We start from the raw sequence: 23136 nt of genomic DNA, 5'->3' as shown, positions 1-23136 counted from the left end.
TGCAGCCAAGAAATGATGCTTACCTTCCTTGGTTACAACATTAAACACAAAGTTACAACTGTTAACTTTTCACAACAATCAGTGTAGACAAATGTATTAATTTTACAAACCAAACTGAACAAAAACTTAATAAAAAAGCCCGCTAAATGCGGGCTTTTATACTAGTAAATTAAATTATTACTAATTATACGGCTTGCTGAACGATTACTTGGTCTGCCTTTTTAGTGTATTGAGGCATACGGTGGAAGTTCAGGTAGCGATACGTATCAGCTGCAGTTGCATTGATCTTAGCTGCATACTCTTGGTACTCAGCAGGTGTAGGTAATTTACCTAGGATTGCTGCTACTGCTGCAAGTTCTGCAGATGCTAAGAATACGTTTGCGCCAGTACCTAGACGGTTAGGGAAGTTACGCGTAGAAGTAGACACAACAGTTGCTTTATCAGCAACACGCGCTTGGTTACCCATACACAGTGAACATCCTGGAGTTTCGATGCGTGCACCTACACGACCAAAGATACCATAGTAACCTTCGTCAGTAAGTTGGTCTTTATCCATCTTCGTTGGTGGTGCAACCCAAAGTTGAGTTGGGATACGGCCACTGTAACCATCTAGTAGTTTACCTGCAGCACGGAAGTGACCAATGTTAGTCATACACGAACCGATAAATACTTCGTCGATTGTCTCGCCAGTAACGTCTGAAAGAAGACGCGCATCATCTGGGTCATTTGGTGCACAAAGGATTGGCTCTTTGATGTCTGCAAGATCGATTTCAAGTACGTGTTTGTACTCTGCATCTGCATCAGCTTCCATAAGCTCTGGGTTAGCTAACCACTCTTGCATTGCTGTGATACGACGCTCAATAGTACGAACATCGCCGTAACCTTCAGAGATCATCCACTTAAGCATTACGATGTTTGACTCAAGGTATTCAGCGATAGACTCTTTAGAAAGTTTAACTGTACAACCTGCAGCTGAACGCTCAGCTGATGCATCAGAAAGCTCGAAAGCTTGCTCAACTGTTAGATGCTCAACACCTTCGATTTCTAGTACACGACCAGAGAATTCGTTGATCTTACCTTTCTTCTCAACTGTAAGAAGACCTTCTTTGATACCGTAGTAAGGGATCGCATGTACTAGGTCACGTAATGTGATACCTGGCTGCATTTCGCCTTTGAAACGTACTAAGATTGACTCAGGCATATCAAGAGGCATTACACCTGTTGCTGCTGCGAATGCTACCGCACCTGAACCCGCTGGGAATGAAATACCTAGAGGGAAACGAGTATGTGAGTCACCACCAGTACCTACTGTATCTGGTAATAACATACGGTTTAACCATGAGTGGATTACACCGTCACCAGGACGTAGTGATACACCGCCACGGTTCATGATGAAATCAGGAAGTGTGTGGTGAGTGTTTACGTCAATTGGCTTAGGATAAGCTGATGTATGACAGAAAGACTGCATTGTTAAATCTGCAGAGAAACCTAAACACGCAAGGTCTTTAAGTTCGTCACGCGTCATAGGACCTGTTGTATCTTGCGAACCAACAGTTGTCATTTTCGGCTCACAGTATTGACCAGGACGTACGCCAGGCATGTTACATGCTTTACCAACCATCTTCTGCGCTAATGTGAAGCCTTTACCAGAATCTTCAACTAGAGCTGGCTTACGGAAGATATCTTCTGCTTCTAAACCTAGAGATTTACGCGCTTTGTCAGTTAAACCACGACCGATGATTAGTGGGATACGACCACCAGCACGCACTTCATCAAGAATTACGTCTGATTTAAGAGAGAAAGTAGAGATTACTTCATCAGTACCGTGACGCTTTACAACACCTTCGTAAGGGAAGATATCGATTTGGTCACCCATGTTTAGCTCATCAACAGGTAGTTCGATTGGCAATGCACCAGAGTCTTCCATTGTGTTGAAGAAGATAGGAGCAATTTTGCCACCTAAACATACACCACCAACGCGCTTGTTTGGTACGAAAGGAATATCATCACCCATGAACCAAAGTACTGAGTTAGTTGCAGATTTACGAGATGAACCCGTACCAACTACATCACCCACGTATGCAAGAGGTAAACCTTTAGTTTTAAGCTCTTCTAGTTGTGAGATTGGACCAACTTCACCTGGTTTTTCAGGGTTGATGCCATCACGTTCGTTCTTCAGCATAGCTAAAGCGTGTAATGGAATATCTGGACGTGACCAAGCATCTGGAGCAGGTGAAAGGTCATCAGTATTTGTTTCACCAGTTACTTTGAACACTGTAACTGAGATTTTTTCAGCAACTGCAGGCTTGTTTACAAACCATTCTGCATTTGCCCAAGACGCGATCACTTGCTTAGCAAATTCGTTACCTGCTTTCGCTTTTTCTTCTACATCGTAGAAAGCGTCGAACATTAATAATGTGTTTGAAAGACCTTTAACAACGATTGGTGCTAACGCTTCGTCATCTAAAAGCTCGATCATAGGTGCGATGTTGTAACCACCTAACATAGTACCAAGTAGCTCAGCTGCTTTTTCTTTTGATACAAGTGGAGAGCTCGCTTCACCTTTTGCAACTGCAGCTAAAAAACCAGCTTTAATATAAGCCGCATCATCAACACCCGGTGGTACACGGTTAACTAGAAGATCAACGATGAACTCTTCTTCGCCTGCCGGTGGATTTTTGATTAATTCAATAAGATCAGCCGTTTGCTGAGCATCTAGTGGCGCTGGTACGATACCTAACGCGGCACGTTCTTCTACGTGTTTACGATATTCTTGTAGCACAATATTGCCCTCTTGGTGACGTGAAAGTACTCGGTAGTATTAAGCTAAATACCAATTAAGACCCAGTACTTATAGTATTCTGACGGTTAATTATAAAGCTTTTAAGTATAGATGAAAATCCATGCTGTGGTTAGGCACTTTATATTCACTATAAATACCATGAATAGTACTAGAAAAAAACGCTATTCAAATGAATATTTATTAAGAATCATTCCTATCTACTTACTTTAAGTCTTAGAAATAAAAAAACCCAGCACTAGGCTGGGTTTTTAAAATTTTCGTAAAGGGTTAGATTAACGCTCTACTTTAACACGCTCAATTACAGTTACTTTCGCTTCAACACGACGGTTTTCAGCGTGAGCTTCTGGCGTATTTGCAGGGTTTTTAAGGCGTTCTTCACCTAAACCAACAGTAGTAAGACGCATTGGGTCAATACCGTCTTCGATTAGTTTCTTAGCAACGGCATCAGCACGTTTCTTAGATAACCACTTGTTGTAGTCAGCTTTACCTACTGATGAAGTGTGACCTTCAAGTACTACGTCAGTACCTGGGTGCTCTTTTAAGAACTTAGCAGCGCGGTCAATATCATCTAAGTATTGTTGAGATACTTTAGAAGTGTTGTTAGGGAACGTGATTAGTAAGCTCTTAGTTACTTCACGATCTTCATATAATGTACAACCAGTGCCATCAACAGCGTCAGTCATTGGCGTGTTTGCACATTGGTCATCAGCATCAGGGATGTTATCGCCATCGCTATCAACTGGCTCAACTGCAACAGGAACAACTGTTGGAGCAGGTTCAACTGGCTCTGAAGCAGAGCTTTGTGCGCCAAAGATGTAGCTTAGGCCTAATTTAGCGCCAACATCTGTGTAACCACGGTCAAGACCTTGGTATAAAGATGTTTCAGCGTTAAATGCGAAATTATCTGTGAAGTAGTGTTGGTAACCAGCACCCACGTTTGCGAACATTAGATCTTCGTCAACCGCATCAAGATTTTTAAGACCGAAAATACCGTAGAATGGACCACCACCTAAGTGATATAAAGCGTCGATACCGTAACGCTTGCCGCTTTCAGAACCACTCATTGTAGTGCCATCGTTTAAATCTACGCTGTAGTCGAAATCCATATCAGCGTATTCTAAACGAGCGCTCCAGTAATCACTGAAACGATAACCAAGCTCTAAGCCCCAACCTGTAGAATCATCTACATTTAGGCCGCCAGCTGAAAAGTCACGAACGTCTTCCCAAGATGCGTCATAGTAGTCGCCAAATGCGCCGATGTAGAAACCTTGCTTTTCGGCAGCGAAGCTTGAAGCACTAGTTGCAGCAAGTGCTAAAGCAATAGTAAGTGATTTTAATTTCATTGTTTCCTTCCCATTTTCACAATTAAAATTGTAGCTAAGTTGAACCAGCTCAATCAGTTTAAACAGAGTAGTCGACTAATAGTTAATCAAAACTTAACGAACTCGGTACAGAACAAAAATCTTGCCGAGTAATTTCAGTCAATTACCCAATAATAGGTTATCTAAATAACTTTGCATAACAATGCCTTTAGATCGCTTTGTTATGATTAGGTGAAAGCCGCTTTTCAGCCCAATCTACTGACTTCAAAACCGATAAAAGTCCATTCCCAATTACATTATTATATTGGTTATTTTTAAATCAACAAGTTGAAAGCAACTTTATTTGTAAATTTTCGTTAAAAAGCAAAACTTTAGTGCTATTTTATTGATATAAATCATAACACTGGCGGCTAGCTTGCTCAATCAACGAACACTTAGATTTTAAAAAATGAGCATTTACAATTGTTATCAACCATAAAGATTAACCCTTAAGTACCACAAAAAGTTTGGTAATTACAATCACCTTCCTTCGGAGGTTGATACCATGCAGCAAATTGTTCCTCATACTTATATGGAGCTTTGATGACTTTCATAAACTCATCAAGTGAAACGCTTTGAGCTGTTTGTTCATACTCAGCCAAGATCATTTCAATATTATGATTGCGTGGAATGACTGCAGGATTAACAGCTCGCATTGTGCTGTAACTTTCAGGAGATGTTCTTAACTTCCATTTTGAAACCCACCCTTTAAGTTGAGAATCAATGGCAAAGTCTCTCACTAAAGATTCAGTAAGCGCATTGAAAGTATTGGTATAATCAAGCTGATGTTGTTTCATTAAACTCAGCAATTCTGAAACTAAAGCATGATCGCCTTCTTGCTGACCTGCTAATCCTAATTTCTGCTGCCACATAGTATTAAATGCATCATTGAATTTAGCTGCAAAGCCATTCACTACCGGCGAGAGTTTTTCGACGGCACTCTCTTGATCAGCAAATAACGGAATTAAGCTTTCAGCCAAACGTGCAATATTCCAATTGGCAATATTGGGTTGATTACCAAATGCATAACGTCCTTGATGGTCAATTGAACTGAACACCGTGTCTAGGTCAAACTGATTCATCATCGCACAAGGACCATAGTCAATCGTTTCACCACTAATCAAGGTATTATCGGTATTCATCACGCCATGTATAAAGCCAATTCGCATCCAGCTGATAACCAGCTCAATTTGCTTATCGAGTACGGCAGTTAAAAATTCAATGTAGCGTTTTTCACCCGTACTGCTAATGTCAGGAAAATGACAATTAATTGCGTAATCAACGAGCTTTTCTAGCCCTTCGATATCCCCTTGTGTGGCTAAGTATTGAAATGAGCCAACACGGATATGGCTTTTAGCTAGGCGAGTAACAACTGCACCCGGGCGAGGTGGCTGACGATATACCGTTTCACCAGTTGTAACCACAGCTAAACAGCGTGTAGTTGCGATGCCAAGCGCATAAAGCGCCTCACTCATGATGTACTCTCGTACTGCTGGGCCTATGGCGCAGCGACCATCACCACCGCGCGAGAATACTGTTGCTCCAGCGCCTTTTAGCTGCAAGTCCCACAATGTGCCATCTTTATCTGCAATAGCGCCAAGCAAATGTGCTCGGCCATCACCAAGACGCGGTGAAAAATGACCAAATTGATGACCTGAGTAACCAAGTGCAACTGGTGCAACATCGTTATCTATCGTTGAACCAGATAACAATTTAGCTAAAAATTCGCTGTCGTGATTAATCGCAAAATTATCAGCGAGCTTGTCATTGAAGAGCAGCAATTGCGGCTCAGCAACGGCGCTAGGCATATCTTTAATCGCAAGTAGTTCACTAATATCTGTGTATCGAGTTTGCAGTTTCATAACTGTCCTTAACGTGTTGCGACACCTACGCGGTTATCACCTACACCATAAGCCACGAGCTGACTAAGTGCCTGCAGGCTGTAGCCACTTTGCTGTTGTAATTCATTGAAGAAGTCTTGCGCCGCTTGTAATGACTTTTTAGTTTGTAAGCCGCCATCAATCAACTCATGGGCACGCAAGTAGGCTTCTACATCGCGAGAAAGCAAAAAGGTATCTTTACCAAGCGCTCGCAAAGCGTAAGGGCCAGTGTTGCCTCCTAATCGAGCGCCATGTTTTTTAAGATAAGCCCACAGACCAATAATATTGTCAGTTGGCCAATCTGCGATAAATTGACTGAAGCTGCCATGTTTCTCAGCAACTTCGTGGATCATGTACGCATTTTCAGGGATCGTTTGTACTTTTTTGAAATTTCGGATGATACGTTCGTCACTGGCCTTTTGCTCAAGCATATCCGGTGGCATCATCAATAATTTTTCTACGCTGAAATCCCAAAACACATCACGAAAACCAGCCCATTTATTATTGATTACAGACCAATAAAAGCCGCTTTGAAATACTTTACGCGTAAACTCTTCTAACCATAAATCGTCATTCATTTTGGCAATATCAGTATCATCGAGCGGGTTTGATAACAGCGCATGCAGCATTTCTTCACTGCCCTTTCGAGATACGGCTCGTTGATAAATATCGTTGAATTTTTCCATCATTTTTCCAATTTATTTGGTTAACGCTAAGTGTACGTAAAAACACGGTTATACGTAACCATGTTGCAAAATCGGTCACTAAAAAACAAATCCTTCGCCTTGACACCTAGATGGCTAAAATGCTTTAATCGCCGCCAATACCCTATTTAACTATGTTGGCTTTAACCTTTAAAGCGAGCATAAAGGGCTGGAAGAGGTGCGTTATTCAGGTAGCGTATGGGAAGAGCACAGACTCTGATGATCATACGTGAGGGGAATTAACGCCGAGAAGTAACACCGTTTGTGAGGTGCTTATTTCGGGCGACTGGGCTGAATCCCAGCGACTGTCACCAACAATAGCAAAACGCTATTGATTAGTTTGGTGGAGAGCTTCTGGTCTTAGTATAATAAGGCCGTTGCGTCTTTATTATTTTAAGCCCATTCGCTCTTCGAATTATACCTTGTTCGAATGACGACATGCGGCTCCATTCAATTGCTCCCGCATAAACTCTTCGAATACCTTATAAGTTCGTGAGAGATGATCAACAATTTTGATTTAAACGACTATCCATTATGGACAGCGCTTGTCACGCCATTTTCTGAATCTGGCGAGGTCGATTACACGGCCCTTGAACAACTGGTCGCTGAGCAGCAAGATGCAAATAACGGCATTTTATTGCTTGGCAGTACCGGTGAAGGACTGGCGCTTTCACTCAAAGAGCAACAAGCCATTGTTGAGCATGTTTGCCAATTAGCACCGACTGTACCACTCATGGTTGCTGTGGGCGGCATGAACCTCAAGCAACAAGTTGCTTGGGTTGAATACTGCAACCAACTACCTATTCATGGCTATCTATTGGGCTCACCTCTGTATGCAAAACCTGGGGTTGTTGGCCAAACACATTGGTTTGAAAGCCTACTCAACGCAAGCCATCACCCTTGTATGTTGTATAACGTACCAGGACGTAGCGCAGTTGAGATCTCACCGCAGGTGATCAAAAACCTTGCTGAACACAAAAACCTTTGGGCTTTAAAAGAGGCCAGTGGCGACATTAGCAAATTTGAAGGCTTTAGAACGGCATCACCAACATTAGCCATTTTCAGTGGCGATGATGCACTTATGCCGTATTTTGCTCAAGCTGGTGCCAAAGGTTTAGTTTCGGTTGCCGCGAATGCTTGGCCGATTCAAACCCATGAGTTTGTTAAACGCAGTTTAAGTGGTCAATACCCAAATCTATTCACCGATTGGTCGCAAGCAATCCAAAGTTTATTCGCTGTAGCAAATCCAATCCCCGTAAAAGTACTGATGCACCTGCAAGGTAAAATAAATACCCCGCATTTACGTCCGCCGCTTACACATTTAGAGCTTGAGCAAACAGACAGCATCACCCACGCAAACAACACAATTTTATCTTGGAACTAAAAACAGGTTTTATCATGAGCTGGTTAGAATTATTAAACAACTTAGAATCAGGCGCAGTTCGCGCAGCAACACAAGACGAGAACGGCAACTGGCACGCCAATGTTGAAGTTAAACAAGGCATTTTAGAAGCCTTTAAGAATGGTACAAATACCGAGTTCCCGGGTGGTTTTGTTGATAAGCACAACTTAGCACCACAAGGCTTTGCAGCAGATGCAGGCGTGCGTATGGTACCAGGTGGTAGCAGTGTTCGTCGTGGCGCACACGTTGCCAAAGGCACCATTATCATGCCACCAGCGTATGTAAATATTGGCGCATTCATCGACGAAGGCACAATGGTCGACAGCCACGCATTAGTGGGTTCATGTGCACAAGTGGGTAAAAATGTTCACCTAAGTGCGGCAGTACAATTAGGTGGCGTACTTGAGCCAATTGGTGCCAGCCCTGTGGTTATTGAAGATGGCGCATTCATCGGTGCAGGCTGCGTTATTGTTGAAGGTGTGGTTGTGAAAAAAGGTGCTGTACTTGCGCCGGGTGTTCGCTTATCGGCAACCATTCCTGTCTACGATTGCGTTAACGAGCGCCAGCTAGACAAAGGTGAAGCAATTCCAGAAAACGCGATTGTGATCCCAGGCTCTCGTCCAGCTTCAAATGCATGGGGTCGTGAACAAGGTCTAAGCATGTCGTGTGCATTGATCGTGAAATACCGTGACGAACAAAGCGATGCATCATTACTGTTAGAAGAGGTTTTACGTTAATGAGCTTTTTGAGCACGCCTATCAAGCAAGCGGTTGAACAAGTTTCAACGCATCTTGATACGCCATTTTTTATCTATGATTTAGATAAATTAACTGCACATTTAAATCAACTGACTGCACAAACCGATGTAAAACTTTGGTATGCCGTTAAGGCCAACCCACTGTCTCGCATTATTCAATGTTTAGACAGCGCAGGGTTTAACTTTGATGTTGCAAGTAAAGGTGAACTTGAGCAAGTACTTGCCCAAGGCATCGATAGCAAGCGCGTGCTCAACACAGGGCCTGCAAAAAGCCCTGCACAAATTTCACATTTTATTGCTCGCGGCGTACGTACTTTTGTGGCCGAGAGCATTAACCAAGTTCGCTGGTTAAACGAACAAGCAACAAAAACAAATTGTCAGCTGCAAGTTCTATTGCGTGTACAACTTCGTTGGCCAGACAGCGAAAAGAACCCACTTGGTGGTGATAGCCTTACCCCTTTTGGTTTGGGCTGTGATGAGTGGCAAGCACTCACTGCAAGTGATTACCCTGCTCTTAGCTTTGATGGTCTGCATATTTTCCAATGGGGCAATATGCTGAGCACTGACAAGCTCGCCGAGCTATGGCGCGCGATGATTGCGCCACTGCAACAGCTAGCACGCTCATTAAACATTAATCTTAATATTCTCGACTTAGGGGGTGGCTTAGGCATTCCTTATACTCAAGATGCTAACCGACTTGATTGGTCTGCACTTATCGAGACCCTAGCGAGCATAAAAGCAGATGCCGGTGTTAATGAGCTTTGGATGGAACTTGGCCGCTATGCGGTGGGCGAATGCGGCCATTACGCAACGCCAGTTGTTGAGCGTAAAGTAAATTACAATCAACAGCAGGTCATTTTATCAGGCGGTATTAACCATTTACTTCGCCCAGCTGTGACAAGCCAAGATTTTCCTGCATCGTTACTACGCGAATCGACGGCTGAGCCTGCAGCAATGACTTTATACGGGCCACTTTGCACCGCCCTTGATTGCTTAGGTGAGCACCAATTAGCGAGCGATTTAAATGAGCAAGACTGGTTGGTATTCAGCCAATGTGGCGCGTATGGCTTTACCGAAAGTATGCCGTACTTTCTATGCCACGAATTAGCGGCTGAATACATCCTTGAACAAGGCAATATTGAGTGCATCCGTAGCGCTGAAGATGCCAGCTATTATTTAAGGTAATCACCATGAGTAAAGAATTAATCAGCCAAGAGAATATTGTTGTTGGCGAGATTGCAAACGGCCTACCTCTAACAATCCCAGTGTATCGCTTAAAAGGCGATGGCACGGGGCCAGACGTGTATATACAAGCCAATATGCACGGCGCTGAAGTACAAGGTAACGCCGTAATTTATCAATTGCTTGAGCAGCTAAAATCACTCAAGCTGCGTGGCGATATTACCCTAGTGCCTTATGCCAACCCTATTGGCTGCAACCAAAAATCAGGTGAGTTTACTTTAGGTCGCTTCGATCCAATTACTGGCACCAACTGGAACCGTATGTACCGCTTTAATAAAGCGTTACCGTCACAGATTGCTGAACAGTATAAAGACAGTGATGATGCGACCCTTAAAGCGGCGTTTAAACAGGCACTCGTTGCTGACATCGACAGTCAATTAACGGGCCCAGATTACAGCCTACCAACGGGTAAGCGTATTGCCCTTAACTTGCAAAAGCTTGCTCATCAGGCTGATATTGTTTTAGATCTTCACACCGGGCCTATCTCAAGTCAGCACTTATACTGTCCTGAATACGCCAAAGACAGCGCGAGCTACTTTAACATCGAACATGTGCTATTGATCCCAAGTGATTTTGATGGCGCGATGGATGAAGCGAGTTTCTGTCCATGGTGGTCACTATCTGAAGAGCTTGGCAAGCAAGGCCGTGAATTCGCTGTTCAAGTCGAAGCATTCACCGTTGAGCTAGGTAGCCAAGAAAAAATCGATTTAAGTGCAGCACTTGATGATGCAAATAGCATTTTAAGTTACCTCAATCACAAACAGGTATTAGTTGATGCTGCGTACCAACCAAAAGCGATGACACGCTATGCCTGTATGCTTGAAGATTATATAGCTTACTACGCCCCTATGGGTGGCATGGTTGAATACCTTGCCCCACTGGGTGGCCATATTAAAGCAGGTGAGCCTATCGCCCGTATTTTAAGAATGGAGCGCTACCTTTCTGAGCAGCCCCTACAAACATTAAGTTTTGATAAAGACGCCATCGCTATTTTGCATTTTGCTTCAGCAAGCGTGAATCAAGGTACTGAACTTTATAAGTTTTTTACCAACGTATTTGAGCTATAAGCTCATTCCTTCTCATTGCGTGAGAGTCGACGGCTTATGCCCTTAGGCCGTTACAGCAGGGCTCCAAGCTTAGCTTGGGGCTCTCTATTTACCTAAAATTTCAACAATTCAGTACAAGTTCACGGTTACTTATGTAAAAATCGTTATAATTATACCTACTTACAAGTCTACTGAAAGGGAACTGCAATGGGATGGCGCATTTGGCTGGCAGCCGCTGGCTTATTTTCTGTACCTGTATTTGCTCAAACTGAACAACCACAAACTAACGAACAAGATGACGCGCTAGAACTCGTAAAGCAGTGTATTTTGAACGAAGCTATTGGCGGTGACGGTAAACAAACACTCGAAGAACTTCGTAAAAAATGTTCTGACTTAGACGAGAGCAAAAAGCTCACCGCTCTTGAAAAACGTAAAGCCCGTGAAGAAGTAAGTAAGAAAAACCGTAATGTGATCACCCCACATAAGCGTAACTATATATTGCCGCTGTCTTACGTATCCAATCCTAATGAGCGCCCTTTTGATGGCCTAAAAGACCTCGCTGAAGAAGTCGATGGCGAGCCACTTGATAATCTTGAAGTAAAATATCAACTATCAATCAAAGTGCCTATCTTCGAAGGCTTCTCAGATAAAGACCAAGGCGTATTTTTTGCATTTACCATGCAATCGTTTTGGCAGTTTTATAACAAAGATATTTCATCACCGTTTCGTGAAACGAATTATGAACCTGAGATATTCTGGGTGAACTACCTCGACCCTGAGCATGTGCTTTGGGGCGATGAAATGGCAATTGCAATTGGTGCCTCACATCAATCGAATGGCCGCAGCCAGCCAAATTCACGTTCATGGAACCGTATTTATGCGGATTTCTTATGGGAAAAAGATGGCTTTGTATTTAGCTTTAAGCCTTGGTACCGCATTCCTGAAGACAAAAAAGACGATGAGATCGAAGCCCGTGGCGATGATAATCCAGATATCTACAAATACATGGGTTACTTTGAGTTCTCGGGTGCATACCGTTACAACGAGCATGAATTTAGCTTTATGACCCGTAATAACTTAAATTCAGATAACCGCGGTGCAATCCAATTAGATTGGTCTTTCCCTCTTTGGGGCCGATTACGTGGTTACGCACAATACTTTAATGGTTATGGCGAAAGCTTAATTGATTACAACGCCGATATTGAACGTTTTGGTGTGGGTATTCTATTAACTGACTTACTTTAACTGATAAAGAGCGAGCTTTAGTTAGCTCGCTCTAAATAGTCGTTATTTTTTAACGATGAAGTGACCTTCAAATTCTGCCACTAACACATCACCATCGTATACATTCACTGGCACATGGTAGCTTGCTTTACCACTGTCTTCTAACTCCGCTAACTTGCCTTTACAACCAGCCAGCTCAACACTACCACGAGGGTCGTTATTCAGTGGTTTAAGGTATTTAATGTTGGCATCAGCTAACACGATATTCCCTTCAAGCCCTGCTTCTTTTAGTGCAAGGTAAGTTGCGCCCCACCCTGTTAAAGTCGCTAAACTATAAATCGAGCCAGCAAACATGGTGTTATGAAGGTTTAAGTTCGCATCTAAGTCAGCGCGAGTAGTAAACTGCCAATCGGTATAGCTTTCTACTTTAATGCCCATCGCATCACTGATTGGGATCGACTCACGCCACGTATTTTGCAGCACTTGTGTCCAGTTTGGATGACGGAACCACCCCGGCTCAGACGGCTTTTGTTTTACCATTTTCCAGTGCTGAACATCATCATAAGCAAGGTGCGCTTTTTCTTTTACTTCGTAGCCATGGCGCTTATAGAAATCAAGAGCTCGCTCACGAGCAAACAATACCAGCTCGTCGGCATCTTGAGTCCATGCTATTTTTTCTAATTCATGTAATAAACGGCTACCAATATGCTGGTTGCGATTACCTTCAGCGACCGCCATATATCGAACTTGCGCTTGCTTGTGATTATTAAAATGCAGGCGAGCTACGCCTAATACGTCGCCGTTATTATTTTTGATAAAGCGGTGCTCTGCGTCTTGCTCCAAGTCATCTTGCTCAGAACCGCGCGGCTCGCCCCAAGGTGCTCTTAAAACCTGCCAACGTAATGAATAATACGCTTGCCAATCTTCGCTGCTTTGTGGGGTGGTCACTTTAAACATAAAAACTCCTGTGATAATTCAGCCACTGTCTGTTGTTTTTCTCATGGCCTTTGGAATGCGAATTACGATACGCTATCTTCTAACAAGTTGGAATAATACTTTGGTGACCCAGCCTAAATTATTATTCTTAGCTGTAAAAACTAATGCACAATTGCACTTTATGCCTACTGGTCTATGCTGAAATAATTGTCTTATTTTTATAATGATATTGCTAAAGGCCCGAAATATGGAACATTTTCTTGAACCCAGTGGCGCAGTAAAACATAGTTTTATTGAGGACTGTCACCGATTAGGGCAACTCATTTATTGGCATAAGCAAGGCAATTACAGTATTCAAGTTAGGCAAATGAACCAATTACGTTGGTTACTGATCAACGAAACCCTGCAATCCGTTATCGAAAAACGCCGCCCTGCTAGATTACTTTTCCCACACTTACAATACCTTGCAAAACTTTGGCAAGACCTAGACGAACCTCAAAAGATTTTAGAACTAGGGCTAGGTGGTGGTGCTATTCGTAATTACTTACAGCACACCTACCCTGATAGCCAACTGACATCAGTAGATAAAAACCCCGACATAATTCACTGCTATAAACGCTATTTTGGGGGCGATCACGCTAATAACCTACACTGTTTTGATGCTCAGCAAGTGTTAGAGCAAAACAACGAATACAATTGGATTATCCTAGATTTATTCAGTGAGGTAGATGCGCCATTATTTTTATACAAACACCAGTTTTACACCAAACTAAGAGCAGCGATGGCCAAAGATGGCTTGTTGTTCATTAATTTTTTATCTAATCACCCATCGCAGCTAAAACAACTTGAACACCTACTGATCACTGAATTCGGTAAACGGCCAAGCATTGTAAAAATCCCCGACTACGTGAACCACATCGTGATGATAAAAAAGTAGCTGTCTGTTACACAGATAAATTAAAAGTAACGGGACCATCGTTACATAGGCTTACTTGCATATCAGCACCAAATTGCCCTGTAGCCACTGTTAAGCCTGCTTTTTTAGCTTCTGCGATAAAATACTCATAGAGCGTATTAGCTTGTTCTGGCGTGCCAGCACTTGAAAAGCTCGGACGCATGCCCTTTTTAGTGTCGGCTGCTAACGTAAACTGCGAAACCACTAAAAGCTCACCTTTGATATCATTCAAACTTAAATTCATCTTTCCTTGTTCATCGGTGAAAATACGGTAATTACTGACTTTGTGTAAAAGCTTTTGAGCGCTTTGCTCGGTATCCTGTTTTTCAACACCTAATAGCAGCAAAATACCTTGTGAAATTTCACCGACTACTGCGCCTGCCACTTCTACTTTTGCCTGTTTTACTCTTTGAATTAAGCCTTGCATTGATCCCTCGATAACTTGATATACATTAAATCTGCGGCACGTCGCATTGCCGCCAAATATACCTGATTATCGCTACTGTGCCCAATGCCATCTAAAATCAATAATTGCGCATTTAACTGTTCAGCAAGCTGCTGTACGGCACTATAGCGACAGATCAAATCGGCACGGCCATGAATAAACCACATGGGTAGATGCGTTAAGACATGCGCATTTTCTGCGATATAGCCCTCTTCAATAAAACAGTGATGACGAAAATAATGCACCATTAACCTTGCTTGATTTAGCCCAACATGAGGCTCTTGTAACCCCCAGTTTGTTAGGGGCTCACCATGACATAACACCTGCTCCCAATGACACCACAGCTTGGCAAATTTACTGGCTTTAATTTGATCATCACTGTTTAGTTGTTGCTGATAAAAGTCGAGTAAGGCATGCCAATCAGTGTAATCATGTGCAAATTCATTAAAGCATTCAGGATAGAAATGCGCGCCGGCTCCTTTTGTTGTGTAAAGCCATTCAAAATCACTGTTACAAGCTAAAAAACTGGCACGTAAAATAAGCCCCGAAATGTGTTCTCGGTGCTTAATTGCATATACGAGCGCTAAGGTTGCCCCCCAAGACTCACCACACACTAGCCACTTTTCAATGCCCAACTGATTGCGTAAAAACTCGAGATCGGCGACTAACTCTGAGGTGGTATTTTGAGAGATATCATGAGGAGTTGAGTGACCACAGCCACGCTGGCTGAACATGATCACCCGAAAACGTTCTAAATCGAAAAAGCGGCAATTTTCAGGACACAAACCCACACCGGGCCCGCCATGACATAGCACCACAGCGATACCTGTCGTGGCCCCATACTCTTGCACATGAATTTGATGACCATCGCCAACACTCAAATGATAGTCACGGTTGGCAATATAATGTGGATGTAACTGCACCTCGCTCTCCTTAGGTGCAGTATATTTAAACTTCTATATCAGGCGTGTCTTCAATGTTTTCAGGGCTGATACAAACAGTAAATTCTGCACCGAGTAACACGACAACCCATGACAAATACACCCATACAAACAAAATTGGGATCGTTGCCAGTGCACCATAAATTACTTCGTATGATGGGAAGTGGCTGATGTACAAAGCAAAGCCTTTCTTTGTCAGCTCGAACAACATAGCTGCAAACAAAGCGCCTGGAATTGCCGCTCTAAATGGAACTCGTGTGTTAGGAACTAAAGTATAGAGCATAATGAAGCCAACCATTGAAATTATGTAAGGTAATAATTTCAATAAAAAGCCACTAAATCCCGGTATCCCTTGATCAGCAAATGACACTAAAGACACGATGTATGAGGTAACACCAATGCTTGCCCCTAATAGCACAGGGCCTAAGCTTAGTACCATCCAATAAACGGCAAACGAAATCATCATTGGGCGTTTTTTCTTAATGCGCCAAATCCGGTTTAATGTGGCATCGACATTGCGAATAAGCAGCAAAGATACCGCCGCTAAAAAGCCCACACCGACGGCAGTCATTTTATTCGCATTACCGGCAAAGGCGCTAATATGCTCTTTAATGACATCTGACGAAGTTGGCACAAGATTAGTAAACAAAAAGTTTTCTATGGTTACCAAGGTGCTTTCGAAACCCGGAAAAGCAGAAAAAATAGCCACACCTACCGCCACTAAAGGCACAATTGACAATAAGGTTACATAAGCCAAATAACCCGCATTGACAGTGATTTGATCGTCAATACAACGATTAAGATACTGCATCCACCAAGCAGGCTGTTGCTTTAAGAAAATGCTTATTTGCAGCTTATAACGAGTGAGCTTCTCATCCATAGAATCTAATTTCTGCTAAAATGTTTTGATAATCATAGCAATCCACCACATAATTTGAAATGACAGGTACCTAAAAAGGATTCTCAATGAAAAAACTGACACTTTTAAGTGCACCACTATTTGCAGTAACAATGGCATTATCAGGCTGTCAGTCAGCTTATTACTCAGCCATGGAGTCTGTCGGTGTGCATAAACGCGACATTTTAGTGGACCGCGTAGAAGAAACAAAAGAAGCACAACAAGAGTCACAAGAAGAGTTTCAATCAGCATTAGACAGATTAACCACGCTTATCAATTTTGATGGTGGTGAACTACAAGATGCCTACAATCAACTTAATGATGATTACGAGTCGAGCCTAGCGGCAGCAAACGACGTAACAAGCAACATCAATAAAGTTGAAGATGTAGCCGAAGCGTTATTTGAAGAGTGGGCTGATGAGCTTGAGCAATATAAAAGTGCTTCACTAAAACGTGAAAGCAGCAAAAAGCTCAATGCAACTAAACGCCAGTTTGACCAACTGCTACGCTCAATGCGCAGCGCTGAAAGCAAGATGGAACCCGTGTTATCGTCTTTACATGACAACGTTCTGTATTTAAAACACAACTTAAACGCGCAAGCAGTTTCTGCCATCAAAGGTGAGTTCACTAATCTTAAACGCGATATTAAAGTGTTAATGGACGACATGAACAAATCTATTGAAGACTCTAATAAGTTCATTGAGCAAATGAATAAAGCAGGTTAATTAGCCCGCACTATTTTTTACTAAGCCTACTTAAACGTAGGCTTTTTTGTGTAATCTCTTGTTACTTTTTAATGATTTATCTTAAATCTTATTTTGCTAAACTCACGGCAAAGAATAAAAAGTAAGCATGATATGCATTTAAAAACACTCTCAACACTTATTGCAGCAGCACTTTTAACAGCCTGTAGCAGCCCTAATAAGGTCAATGTTATTGCCGGTGAAGGCACCATCACGCCATTAAAAACCGAGGGGGAGTACGAAGGTCGCTACCACAACCTTTACCCCGGGGATAAAGAATACCCAACAACCTGCACTGATAATTGCTATGCAGAATCAGACCTGCTTATTTGCGACGACAGCAACTCACAATGCCAGTTTCAAGCAGAGCAACATGTGCCAGAAATCAACTCAGGGTTTACAGTTCGCTGGCTAGGCCATGCTGGTTTTTATATTCAATCACCCAATGGTGAAAAGCTCTTGTTTGACCCAGTCAAAGAACAATTTGATTCGCCCGTAGACTTGGCCTTTAAGCTCGCTGGGGGTATTTATCGCAAGCCAGGTTTTTGGCCCTCACAAGCTGAAATTAATGACTTAGATGCGGTACTGTATTCACATATTCACTATGATCATTTTAACAAAGCCGATATTGAAGAAATTGGTAACAAACCACGCTATCTAGTGCCGTTAGGATTTGCCGATAACTTCCCAACAGGTGGCTTTGATATTTCAGAAATGGCCTGGTACGCAAGTACACAGATTAATGATTTAACGATTCATGCAGTGCCAGCTCATCATTTTAGCAGTCGCATCATGGTGCCTTTCATCTACGACGACCACAACAAAGATTTATGGAGTGGCTGGTTACTTGAGCAAAATGGGAAAACATTATATTTTGCTGGCGATACTGGGTATTCAAAACATTTTCAGGATATTAAGCAAAAATACGGTGAGATTGATATATGTTTAATGCCCATCGCTTCTTATTACCATGAGGAAAATGGTAAGTGGTATCGCTATGTTCACACAACGCCAGAAGACACTTTAAACGCTGCTGAGGAGCTAAGTTGTAAAGTGATGATCCCATGGGGTTACGGCAACTCAAGCTGGCAAATGGGCGACCATTCAAGTCACTCTGCATTATTGAGATTACTGCACATGCAAAAGCAGATGAACAGCCAAGTTCCCCTTTACATATTGAATGAAGGTGAGCAAGTGTCACTGTAGTGACACTTGCAAGCATTACATAGTATGTGTGAGCAACGAGTCCCGTAAAGCCAACATAAGTTTATGGGCGCTTCCAGCTGACATGGCCAATGGATTAAATTCGCTGCTACCAGAGTACTTTAAGTTTAATGGGGTTGTAAGTTTTGAATAAGGTATATAGCCCATTGACCAATTTTCAAATTCACGCTCAACAATTTCACAGTAATTAAGCATGATTATATTGCGATGGCGAGTGTCATTAAGAATACGATGATAAGTCTCATTGACCGCTTTACGAGATCCTTCTAAGCACTGCAGAAAATGTGTGCTATTAAAACACAGCAACCCTGTTACATTGCATTCAGCATTATTCTTTTTCGCTTTCTCAAGAATATCTTCGATGTCATTAGGCCCAAACCCATCGCTAATTTCACTTGTGTAAATCAGTCTAACTAAATACATCTTACTCTCCTGCAAGTTGGATTTAGAAAAGATAGTACAGATGACATGTTTAGCAAAAAGAGTTAGCGCTTAGCGCAGGCTAAATACTGACTTTTACCAAGACCCCCCTCTCGCTCTGCTTAAAAATTTGAACTGCCCTAATAAACTTGATCCAAATCAACTATTAAATCGGCTTATTTAGCATCAGGAAAATTGCTTGATCTGGATCATATCAGCCGTCCTCAAGCCAGCCTATGATTAACCCATAGACATTAGGAGGCACAACCATGAACGTATTCTTCAGAGATTTTTTTAGCGACCCAGTTTTATTTATGTCATTCGGCATTTTGGCAGTTGTTATCGTTTTATGCCTTTTCTACGTTGGTTTCTTTATTAAGAAAATTCACGACGCAGAAGTTCCTAAATAAGAATTAAGCACGACGCACAAAGCCCCTATCCAATTTATTGTTTAGGGGCTTTTTATTTACATTCAGCTAAAATCTTGTAGCGGTTCTCAAAAAGCAAAAACTTGCTACAATAGGCGCTTATTTTGTTTCGAAAGTGTCAGCTATGTTACCTGAGTTTAAGCCTGCGTGGTGGATGCGCAATCGCCATTTACAAACCATAATGCCGCGCTTTTTTCGCCCTTTTCATAATACCCGCTACGACTTATCGACAATCGATACTCCTGATGGTGACTTTTTAGAACTGGCTTGGGCAACACCTCATAACGAACAAGCCCCCCTCGCTATTGTATTGCATGGCTTAGAAGGCAACATAAATAGCTTTTATGCTAAAGGCATGATGAAAAAACTTAAGCAGCAAGGCTTTGCTGTGGTCTTAATGCATTTTCGAAACTGCTCTCGCGAAGTTAACCGTTTGGCACGTGCTTATCACAGCGGTGAAACTGAAGATCTGCGTTTTTTCATCAACCATCTTAAGATCAAGTTTCCAAAACGCCCGTTATTTGCAGTGGGCTTTTCATTAGGTGGTAATGTGCTGGCAAAGTATTTAGGTGAGCAAGGTGCTAAATCGAACTTAACAGGTGCTGCCGTTGTATCTGCACCGTTTGATTTATCTTCATCTTGCGAAGTTATTCGTAAAAGCTTGGGTAAAATTTATCAAAAATATTTGCTCGACCGGATGAAAAAGTCGATGCAAAGAAAGCTGCCACAAATCGAACAACAAATTAGCCTAACGCCAGAAAAACTTATGGCGATTGATGACTTATGGCAATTCGATAATATGCTCACGGCACCATTGCATGGCTTTGCGGGCGCTGAAGATTATTATCAACAAGCGAGTGCTAAGCCGTTTTTAAAAAGCATTGCAACACCTACACTGATTGTGCACGCCAAAGATGACCCAATGTTATCAATAAAAGCCGTGCCAGATAGCGTAGATGTCAGTGAACATGTTACGCTGCGCATCTCAGAACAAGGTGGCCATGTCGGCTTTATTAGCGGTAAAAACCCTTTTAAACCCGAGTATTGGCTTGAACGAATTGTGCCTGAGTATTTTCAACAATTAGTTAAAAAAGAGCAGCTATGATCATTCCTCACGACCGCCTCGATAAAGAGACTCTGTATAATTTAATCGAAAGTTATGTGTTACGTGAAGGCACTGATTACGGCGAACAAGAGTTTAGTATTGAAAGCAAAGTAGCGCAGGTTCATCAACAGCTTAAAAGTGGTGAAGCCATGGTGTTTTTTTCTGAGTTACATGAATCAGTGACTATTATCTCAAAGGCTGAATTCATTGCCTTGCAGGCAGATCCAGAGTACCAAGCGTCGTTTAACGACTAAACTTGTAAGTTAAACCGTATCCCTTCACAATGGCTTTTTAACTTAAAGAGCCATTAAAAATGAAAAAACTAAGCTCATTGGTTGCCGCTGTGTCTTTGGCCTTGATTGGCCAAGCAAGCGCAGATCAGGTTACTGCATCAGATAAAGCCATTAAACTGGCAAAAGACACTATTTTAATCGATACGCATATCGATGTGCCTTATCGTATTCATAACAAGTGGGCTGACGTAACAAAAGCCACAAGCGACGGTGATTTCGATTACCCGCGTGCTGTGCAAGGTGGTTTGAATGCCCCTTTCATGTCAATTTATATTCCTGCAAACCTAGAATTTGAAGGCAAAGGTAAAAGCTACCAATTAGCAAATCAGCTGATCGACTCGATGGAAGCGATTGTGCAACGCGCGCCAGATAAGTTCGCTATTGCAGACTCGACTGCTGATATTAAAGCGCAGTTTAAACAAGGCAAAATGTCGATTGCTATGGGTATGGAAAACGGCTCACCTATCGAAGGCGACATTAAGAACCTTAAGCATTTTTATGAGCGTGGCGTACGTTACATCACTTTAGCCCACTCGCAGAGTAACCACATTTCTGATTCATCTTATGATATTCGTCGTAAGTGGAAAGGCCTGAGCCCATTTGGTAAAGAGCTGGTAAAAGAAATGAATAACATTGGTATGCTGGTTGATGTATCGCATATTTCTGATGATGCGTTTTATCAAGTGATGGAAATTTCAAAAGTACCTGTGATTGCTTCACACTCGTCACTGCGTAAATACACCCCCGGCTTTGAGCGTAATATGAACGACGAAATGCTGTTAGCGCTTAAAAAGAATGGTGGCGTTATTCAAATTAACTTCGGTTCAAGCTTTGTTACAGCTCAAGCAGGCTCTTGGTATGATCAACTTAAATCAGCAAAGGCTGAAAAGAAGAAAGACGGTACTAAACTAAGTAAAGATTTTGATGCTGCTTATCGCGCTAAAAACCCGTTTCCATTTGCAAGCTTAGAACAAGTACTTGATCACATTGATCATGTCATTGAGCTAATTGGCATCGATTATGTGGGTATTGGCTCAGATTACGATGGTGTCGGCGACTCTCTACCTACTGGCTTAAAAGATGTATCTAGCTATCCTAACCTAGTGCAAGGTCTAATGGACCGTGGGTATAGCGATAAAGACATTAAAAAGATTTTAAGTGGCAATATGCTCCGTGTATGGCAACAAGCTGAAGCATACGCAAAAGCCCATTAATCGACATAAACTCTCTTTAAAAGCGCAGCTAACTAGCTGCGCTTTTTGTTTTTATCATCATAAGTAATTGATAATACAAATGGCTTGTTTTAATCTGCTGATATTACAAACAACTTGGATGATGTGATATGTCAACTTGGCAAGGGAATACTGCGCTGGCATTTGCAAGCATTGCACTAGGCTTATCTATTTATAGCCACACAAAATCAATCTCGACGGACAAGCCTGTCGCGATTCAGCAGGCAAAACCCACCTTAAAAAAGCTGGCCATTCCAGAACAAGATAGAGAAAACCTAGTCGCCTTACATGGCTATATTTTAGATCTCGAAACACGCATTCACGAGCTTGAAAATCAAGCGCCTGCCATTGATCCCGAACTGCTAGCAACATTGGTTGAACAAGCGATAGAAAAGCAAGAAAACGAGCGACGTGCCGAAATTGAGAAGAGAAATCCAGCGCTTGGCTGGCTAAGTAATTTACCTGATGACTACCGAGAACGCATCAAAGCAGACCCACAATATGCCGACAGCTCAATAAATGAAGCACTTGCTATCTTACTCAATTTGAGTAAGTCCGAAAATGAGCGCTTAGCAGCTTACGGACAACTAAAAATGACCCTAAGCATGCTCAGACGCGACTTGGACGACAGCCAAGCAAATGCTGTAACCGATGCCATGATAAGCATTAGCGAATACACGAATGACCCTAAGATTCGTATCAGTACATTAGAGAATTTATCTCGCCAAAATAACGTCTCGCCTAAGCTCGCTGAGCATTTTCAAAAGCTGTTACAGACTGACGATAATGATTATGTTCGCAATATTTCTGCCACAGCCCTCATCGGCCAATTTTTCCGTGCCACAAGAGACGGCAACAACAGTTATGCCAGTGATTTAGCAGAGCGCATTATCGCTCTTGAAAATAGTAGCAACGCAAAAGTTGCCGAAATCATGGCTGAAAACCTAAAAGGCCCACGCCTTAGAGAAGAACTAGATAAAGCATTGGGGAAATGATAGAAGGTGCTAGGTGCTAGGTGCTAGGTGCTAGGTGCTAGGTGCTACCATAAACGTGCTAGGTGCAACGAGCTACCTGCTACTAGCTACAACCAACAAAAA

22 protein-coding genes and 1 riboswitch are annotated in these 23136 nt (G+C 42.3%); of the genes, 13 read left to right on the top strand and 9 right to left on the bottom strand.

All coding sequences use genetic code 11. The features are described 5' to 3' along the window. Positions 1 to 184: 184 nt before the first annotated feature. From acnB to CWC28_RS15715, 4 genes are all read right to left on the bottom strand, one after another. Positions 185 to 2782: a bifunctional aconitate hydratase 2/2-methylisocitrate dehydratase gene (gene acnB, locus CWC28_RS15730; RefSeq protein WP_063701561.1), complete on the bottom strand. Its 2598-nt coding sequence runs from the start codon at positions 2780 to 2782 to the stop codon at positions 185 to 187. Positions 2783 to 3075: 293 nt separating this feature from the next. Further along, positions 3076 to 4146 carry an OmpA family protein gene (locus tag CWC28_RS15725; RefSeq protein WP_063701559.1) on the bottom strand — a complete coding sequence of 357 codons (1071 nt, stop codon included), beginning with the start codon at positions 4144 to 4146 and terminating at the stop codon, positions 3076 to 3078. 467 nt (positions 4147 to 4613) lie between these two features. Continuing rightward, positions 4614 to 6026, bottom strand: a complete 1413-nt coding sequence (locus tag CWC28_RS15720; RefSeq protein WP_105175079.1) for a protein adenylyltransferase SelO — start codon at positions 6024 to 6026, stop codon at positions 4614 to 4616. An 8-nt stretch (positions 6027 to 6034) separates the two neighbouring features. Beyond that, a complete protein-coding gene (locus CWC28_RS15715) occupies positions 6035 to 6730 on the bottom strand; it encodes a DNA-3-methyladenine glycosylase I (protein ID WP_105175080.1) in 696 nt (231 codons plus the stop codon). A gap of 183 nt (positions 6731 to 6913) precedes the next feature. Then, positions 6914 to 7110: riboswitch (Lysine riboswitch) on the top strand. A 137-nt stretch (positions 7111 to 7247) separates the two neighbouring features. On the opposite strand from CWC28_RS15715, the gene dapA reads away from it, so the two are divergent. The 5 genes from dapA (at position 7248) to CWC28_RS15690 (ending at position 12440) form a co-directional block, all read left to right on the top strand. After that, positions 7248 to 8132: a 4-hydroxy-tetrahydrodipicolinate synthase gene (gene dapA / locus CWC28_RS15710; RefSeq protein WP_063701553.1), complete on the top strand. Its 885-nt coding sequence runs from the start codon at positions 7248 to 7250 to the stop codon at positions 8130 to 8132. Between the two features lie 14 nt (positions 8133 to 8146). Beyond that, on the top strand, positions 8147 to 8887 hold the full coding sequence (locus CWC28_RS15705) for a 2,3,4,5-tetrahydropyridine-2,6-dicarboxylate N-succinyltransferase (RefSeq protein ID WP_105180687.1): 741 nt from the start codon (positions 8147 to 8149) through the stop codon (positions 8885 to 8887). Then, the gene (locus CWC28_RS15700; protein ID WP_063701548.1) at positions 8887 to 10092 is read left to right on the top strand and encodes a PLP-dependent decarboxylase; all 1206 of its coding nucleotides are present in this window, start codon (positions 8887 to 8889) and stop codon (positions 10090 to 10092) included. The genes CWC28_RS15705 and CWC28_RS15700 overlap by 1 nt, the downstream gene beginning before the upstream one ends. A gap of 5 nt (positions 10093 to 10097) precedes the next feature. Further along, entirely contained in the window at positions 10098 to 11216 is a 1119-nt protein-coding gene (locus CWC28_RS15695; RefSeq protein ID WP_138625399.1) for a succinylglutamate desuccinylase/aspartoacylase family protein, read from the top strand. Positions 11217 to 11402: 186 nt separating this feature from the next. After that, on the top strand, positions 11403 to 12440 hold the full coding sequence (locus CWC28_RS15690; RefSeq protein WP_063701543.1) for a phospholipase A: 1038 nt from the start codon (positions 11403 to 11405) through the stop codon (positions 12438 to 12440). 42 nt (positions 12441 to 12482) lie between these two features. Here CWC28_RS15690 and CWC28_RS15685 read toward each other — a convergent pair whose 3' ends face one another. Beyond that, on the bottom strand, positions 12483 to 13376 hold the full coding sequence (locus tag CWC28_RS15685; RefSeq protein ID WP_063701541.1) for a bifunctional GNAT family N-acetyltransferase/hotdog fold thioesterase: 894 nt from the start codon (positions 13374 to 13376) through the stop codon (positions 12483 to 12485). Between the two features lie 226 nt (positions 13377 to 13602). Between CWC28_RS15685 and CWC28_RS15680 the strand changes: the two genes are divergently transcribed. Continuing rightward, positions 13603 to 14292 (top strand): spermidine synthase, encoded by a 690-nt coding sequence (locus tag CWC28_RS15680; RefSeq protein ID WP_105175083.1) that lies wholly within the window; start codon positions 13603 to 13605, stop codon positions 14290 to 14292. A gap of 7 nt (positions 14293 to 14299) precedes the next feature. On the opposite strand, the gene dtd is transcribed toward CWC28_RS15680, so the two are convergent. The 3 genes from dtd to CWC28_RS15665 are packed head-to-tail and all read right to left on the bottom strand — an operon-like array spanning position 14300 to position 16576. After that, the gene (gene dtd, locus CWC28_RS15675) at positions 14300 to 14737 is read right to left on the bottom strand and encodes a D-aminoacyl-tRNA deacylase (RefSeq protein ID WP_063701537.1); all 438 of its coding nucleotides are present in this window, start codon (positions 14735 to 14737) and stop codon (positions 14300 to 14302) included. Beyond that, positions 14725 to 15678, bottom strand: a complete 954-nt coding sequence (locus CWC28_RS15670; protein ID WP_063701535.1) for an alpha/beta fold hydrolase — start codon at positions 15676 to 15678, stop codon at positions 14725 to 14727. Before CWC28_RS15670 ends, dtd begins: the two co-directional genes overlap by 13 nt. Before the next feature lie 25 nt (positions 15679 to 15703). Beyond that, complete coding sequence (locus CWC28_RS15665; protein ID WP_063701532.1) at positions 15704 to 16576, bottom strand: virulence factor BrkB family protein; 873 nt, start codon at positions 16574 to 16576, stop codon at positions 15704 to 15706. Between the two features lie 86 nt (positions 16577 to 16662). Between CWC28_RS15665 and CWC28_RS15660 the strand changes: the two genes are divergently transcribed. Next, positions 16663 to 17319, top strand: coding sequence for a DUF2959 domain-containing protein (locus CWC28_RS15660; protein WP_063701530.1), 657 nt, complete (start codon positions 16663 to 16665; stop codon positions 17317 to 17319). Positions 17320 to 17451: 132 nt separating this feature from the next. After that, entirely contained in the window at positions 17452 to 18543 is a 1092-nt protein-coding gene (locus CWC28_RS15655) for an MBL fold metallo-hydrolase (RefSeq protein WP_105175085.1), read from the top strand. A 15-nt stretch (positions 18544 to 18558) separates the two neighbouring features. On the opposite strand, the gene CWC28_RS15650 is transcribed toward CWC28_RS15655, so the two are convergent. Continuing rightward, positions 18559 to 18984 carry a BLUF domain-containing protein gene (locus CWC28_RS15650; RefSeq protein ID WP_063701526.1) on the bottom strand — a complete coding sequence of 142 codons (426 nt, stop codon included), beginning with the start codon at positions 18982 to 18984 and terminating at the stop codon, positions 18559 to 18561. Between the two features lie 266 nt (positions 18985 to 19250). Here CWC28_RS15650 and CWC28_RS15645 point away from each other — a divergent pair, with 266 nt between their 5' ends. The 5 genes from CWC28_RS15645 (at position 19251) to CWC28_RS15625 (ending at position 23034) form a co-directional block, all read left to right on the top strand. Further along, the gene (locus CWC28_RS15645) at positions 19251 to 19391 is read left to right on the top strand and encodes a DUF3149 domain-containing protein (protein WP_119852677.1); all 141 of its coding nucleotides are present in this window, start codon (positions 19251 to 19253) and stop codon (positions 19389 to 19391) included. Positions 19392 to 19533: 142 nt separating this feature from the next. Continuing rightward, positions 19534 to 20514 (top strand): hydrolase, encoded by a 981-nt coding sequence (locus tag CWC28_RS15640; RefSeq protein ID WP_105175087.1) that lies wholly within the window; start codon positions 19534 to 19536, stop codon positions 20512 to 20514. Then, complete coding sequence (locus CWC28_RS15635; RefSeq protein WP_063701522.1) at positions 20511 to 20768, top strand: YheU family protein; 258 nt, start codon at positions 20511 to 20513, stop codon at positions 20766 to 20768. Before CWC28_RS15640 ends, CWC28_RS15635 begins: the two co-directional genes overlap by 4 nt. A gap of 59 nt (positions 20769 to 20827) precedes the next feature. Continuing rightward, positions 20828 to 22021, top strand: a complete 1194-nt coding sequence (locus tag CWC28_RS15630) for a dipeptidase (protein WP_105175088.1) — start codon at positions 20828 to 20830, stop codon at positions 22019 to 22021. A gap of 128 nt (positions 22022 to 22149) precedes the next feature. Beyond that, positions 22150 to 23034, top strand: coding sequence for a hypothetical protein (locus CWC28_RS15625; protein WP_105175089.1), 885 nt, complete (start codon positions 22150 to 22152; stop codon positions 23032 to 23034). Positions 23035 to 23136: the final 102 nt, after the last annotated feature.

It is taken from the genome of Pseudoalteromonas sp. S4492, assembly GCF_005886115.1.
Lineage (GTDB): Bacteria > Pseudomonadota > Gammaproteobacteria > Enterobacterales > Alteromonadaceae > Pseudoalteromonas > Pseudoalteromonas gelatinilytica.
Note: the sequence above shows the minus strand (reverse complement) of the source record. Positions and strands in the feature narration are given on the sequence as shown.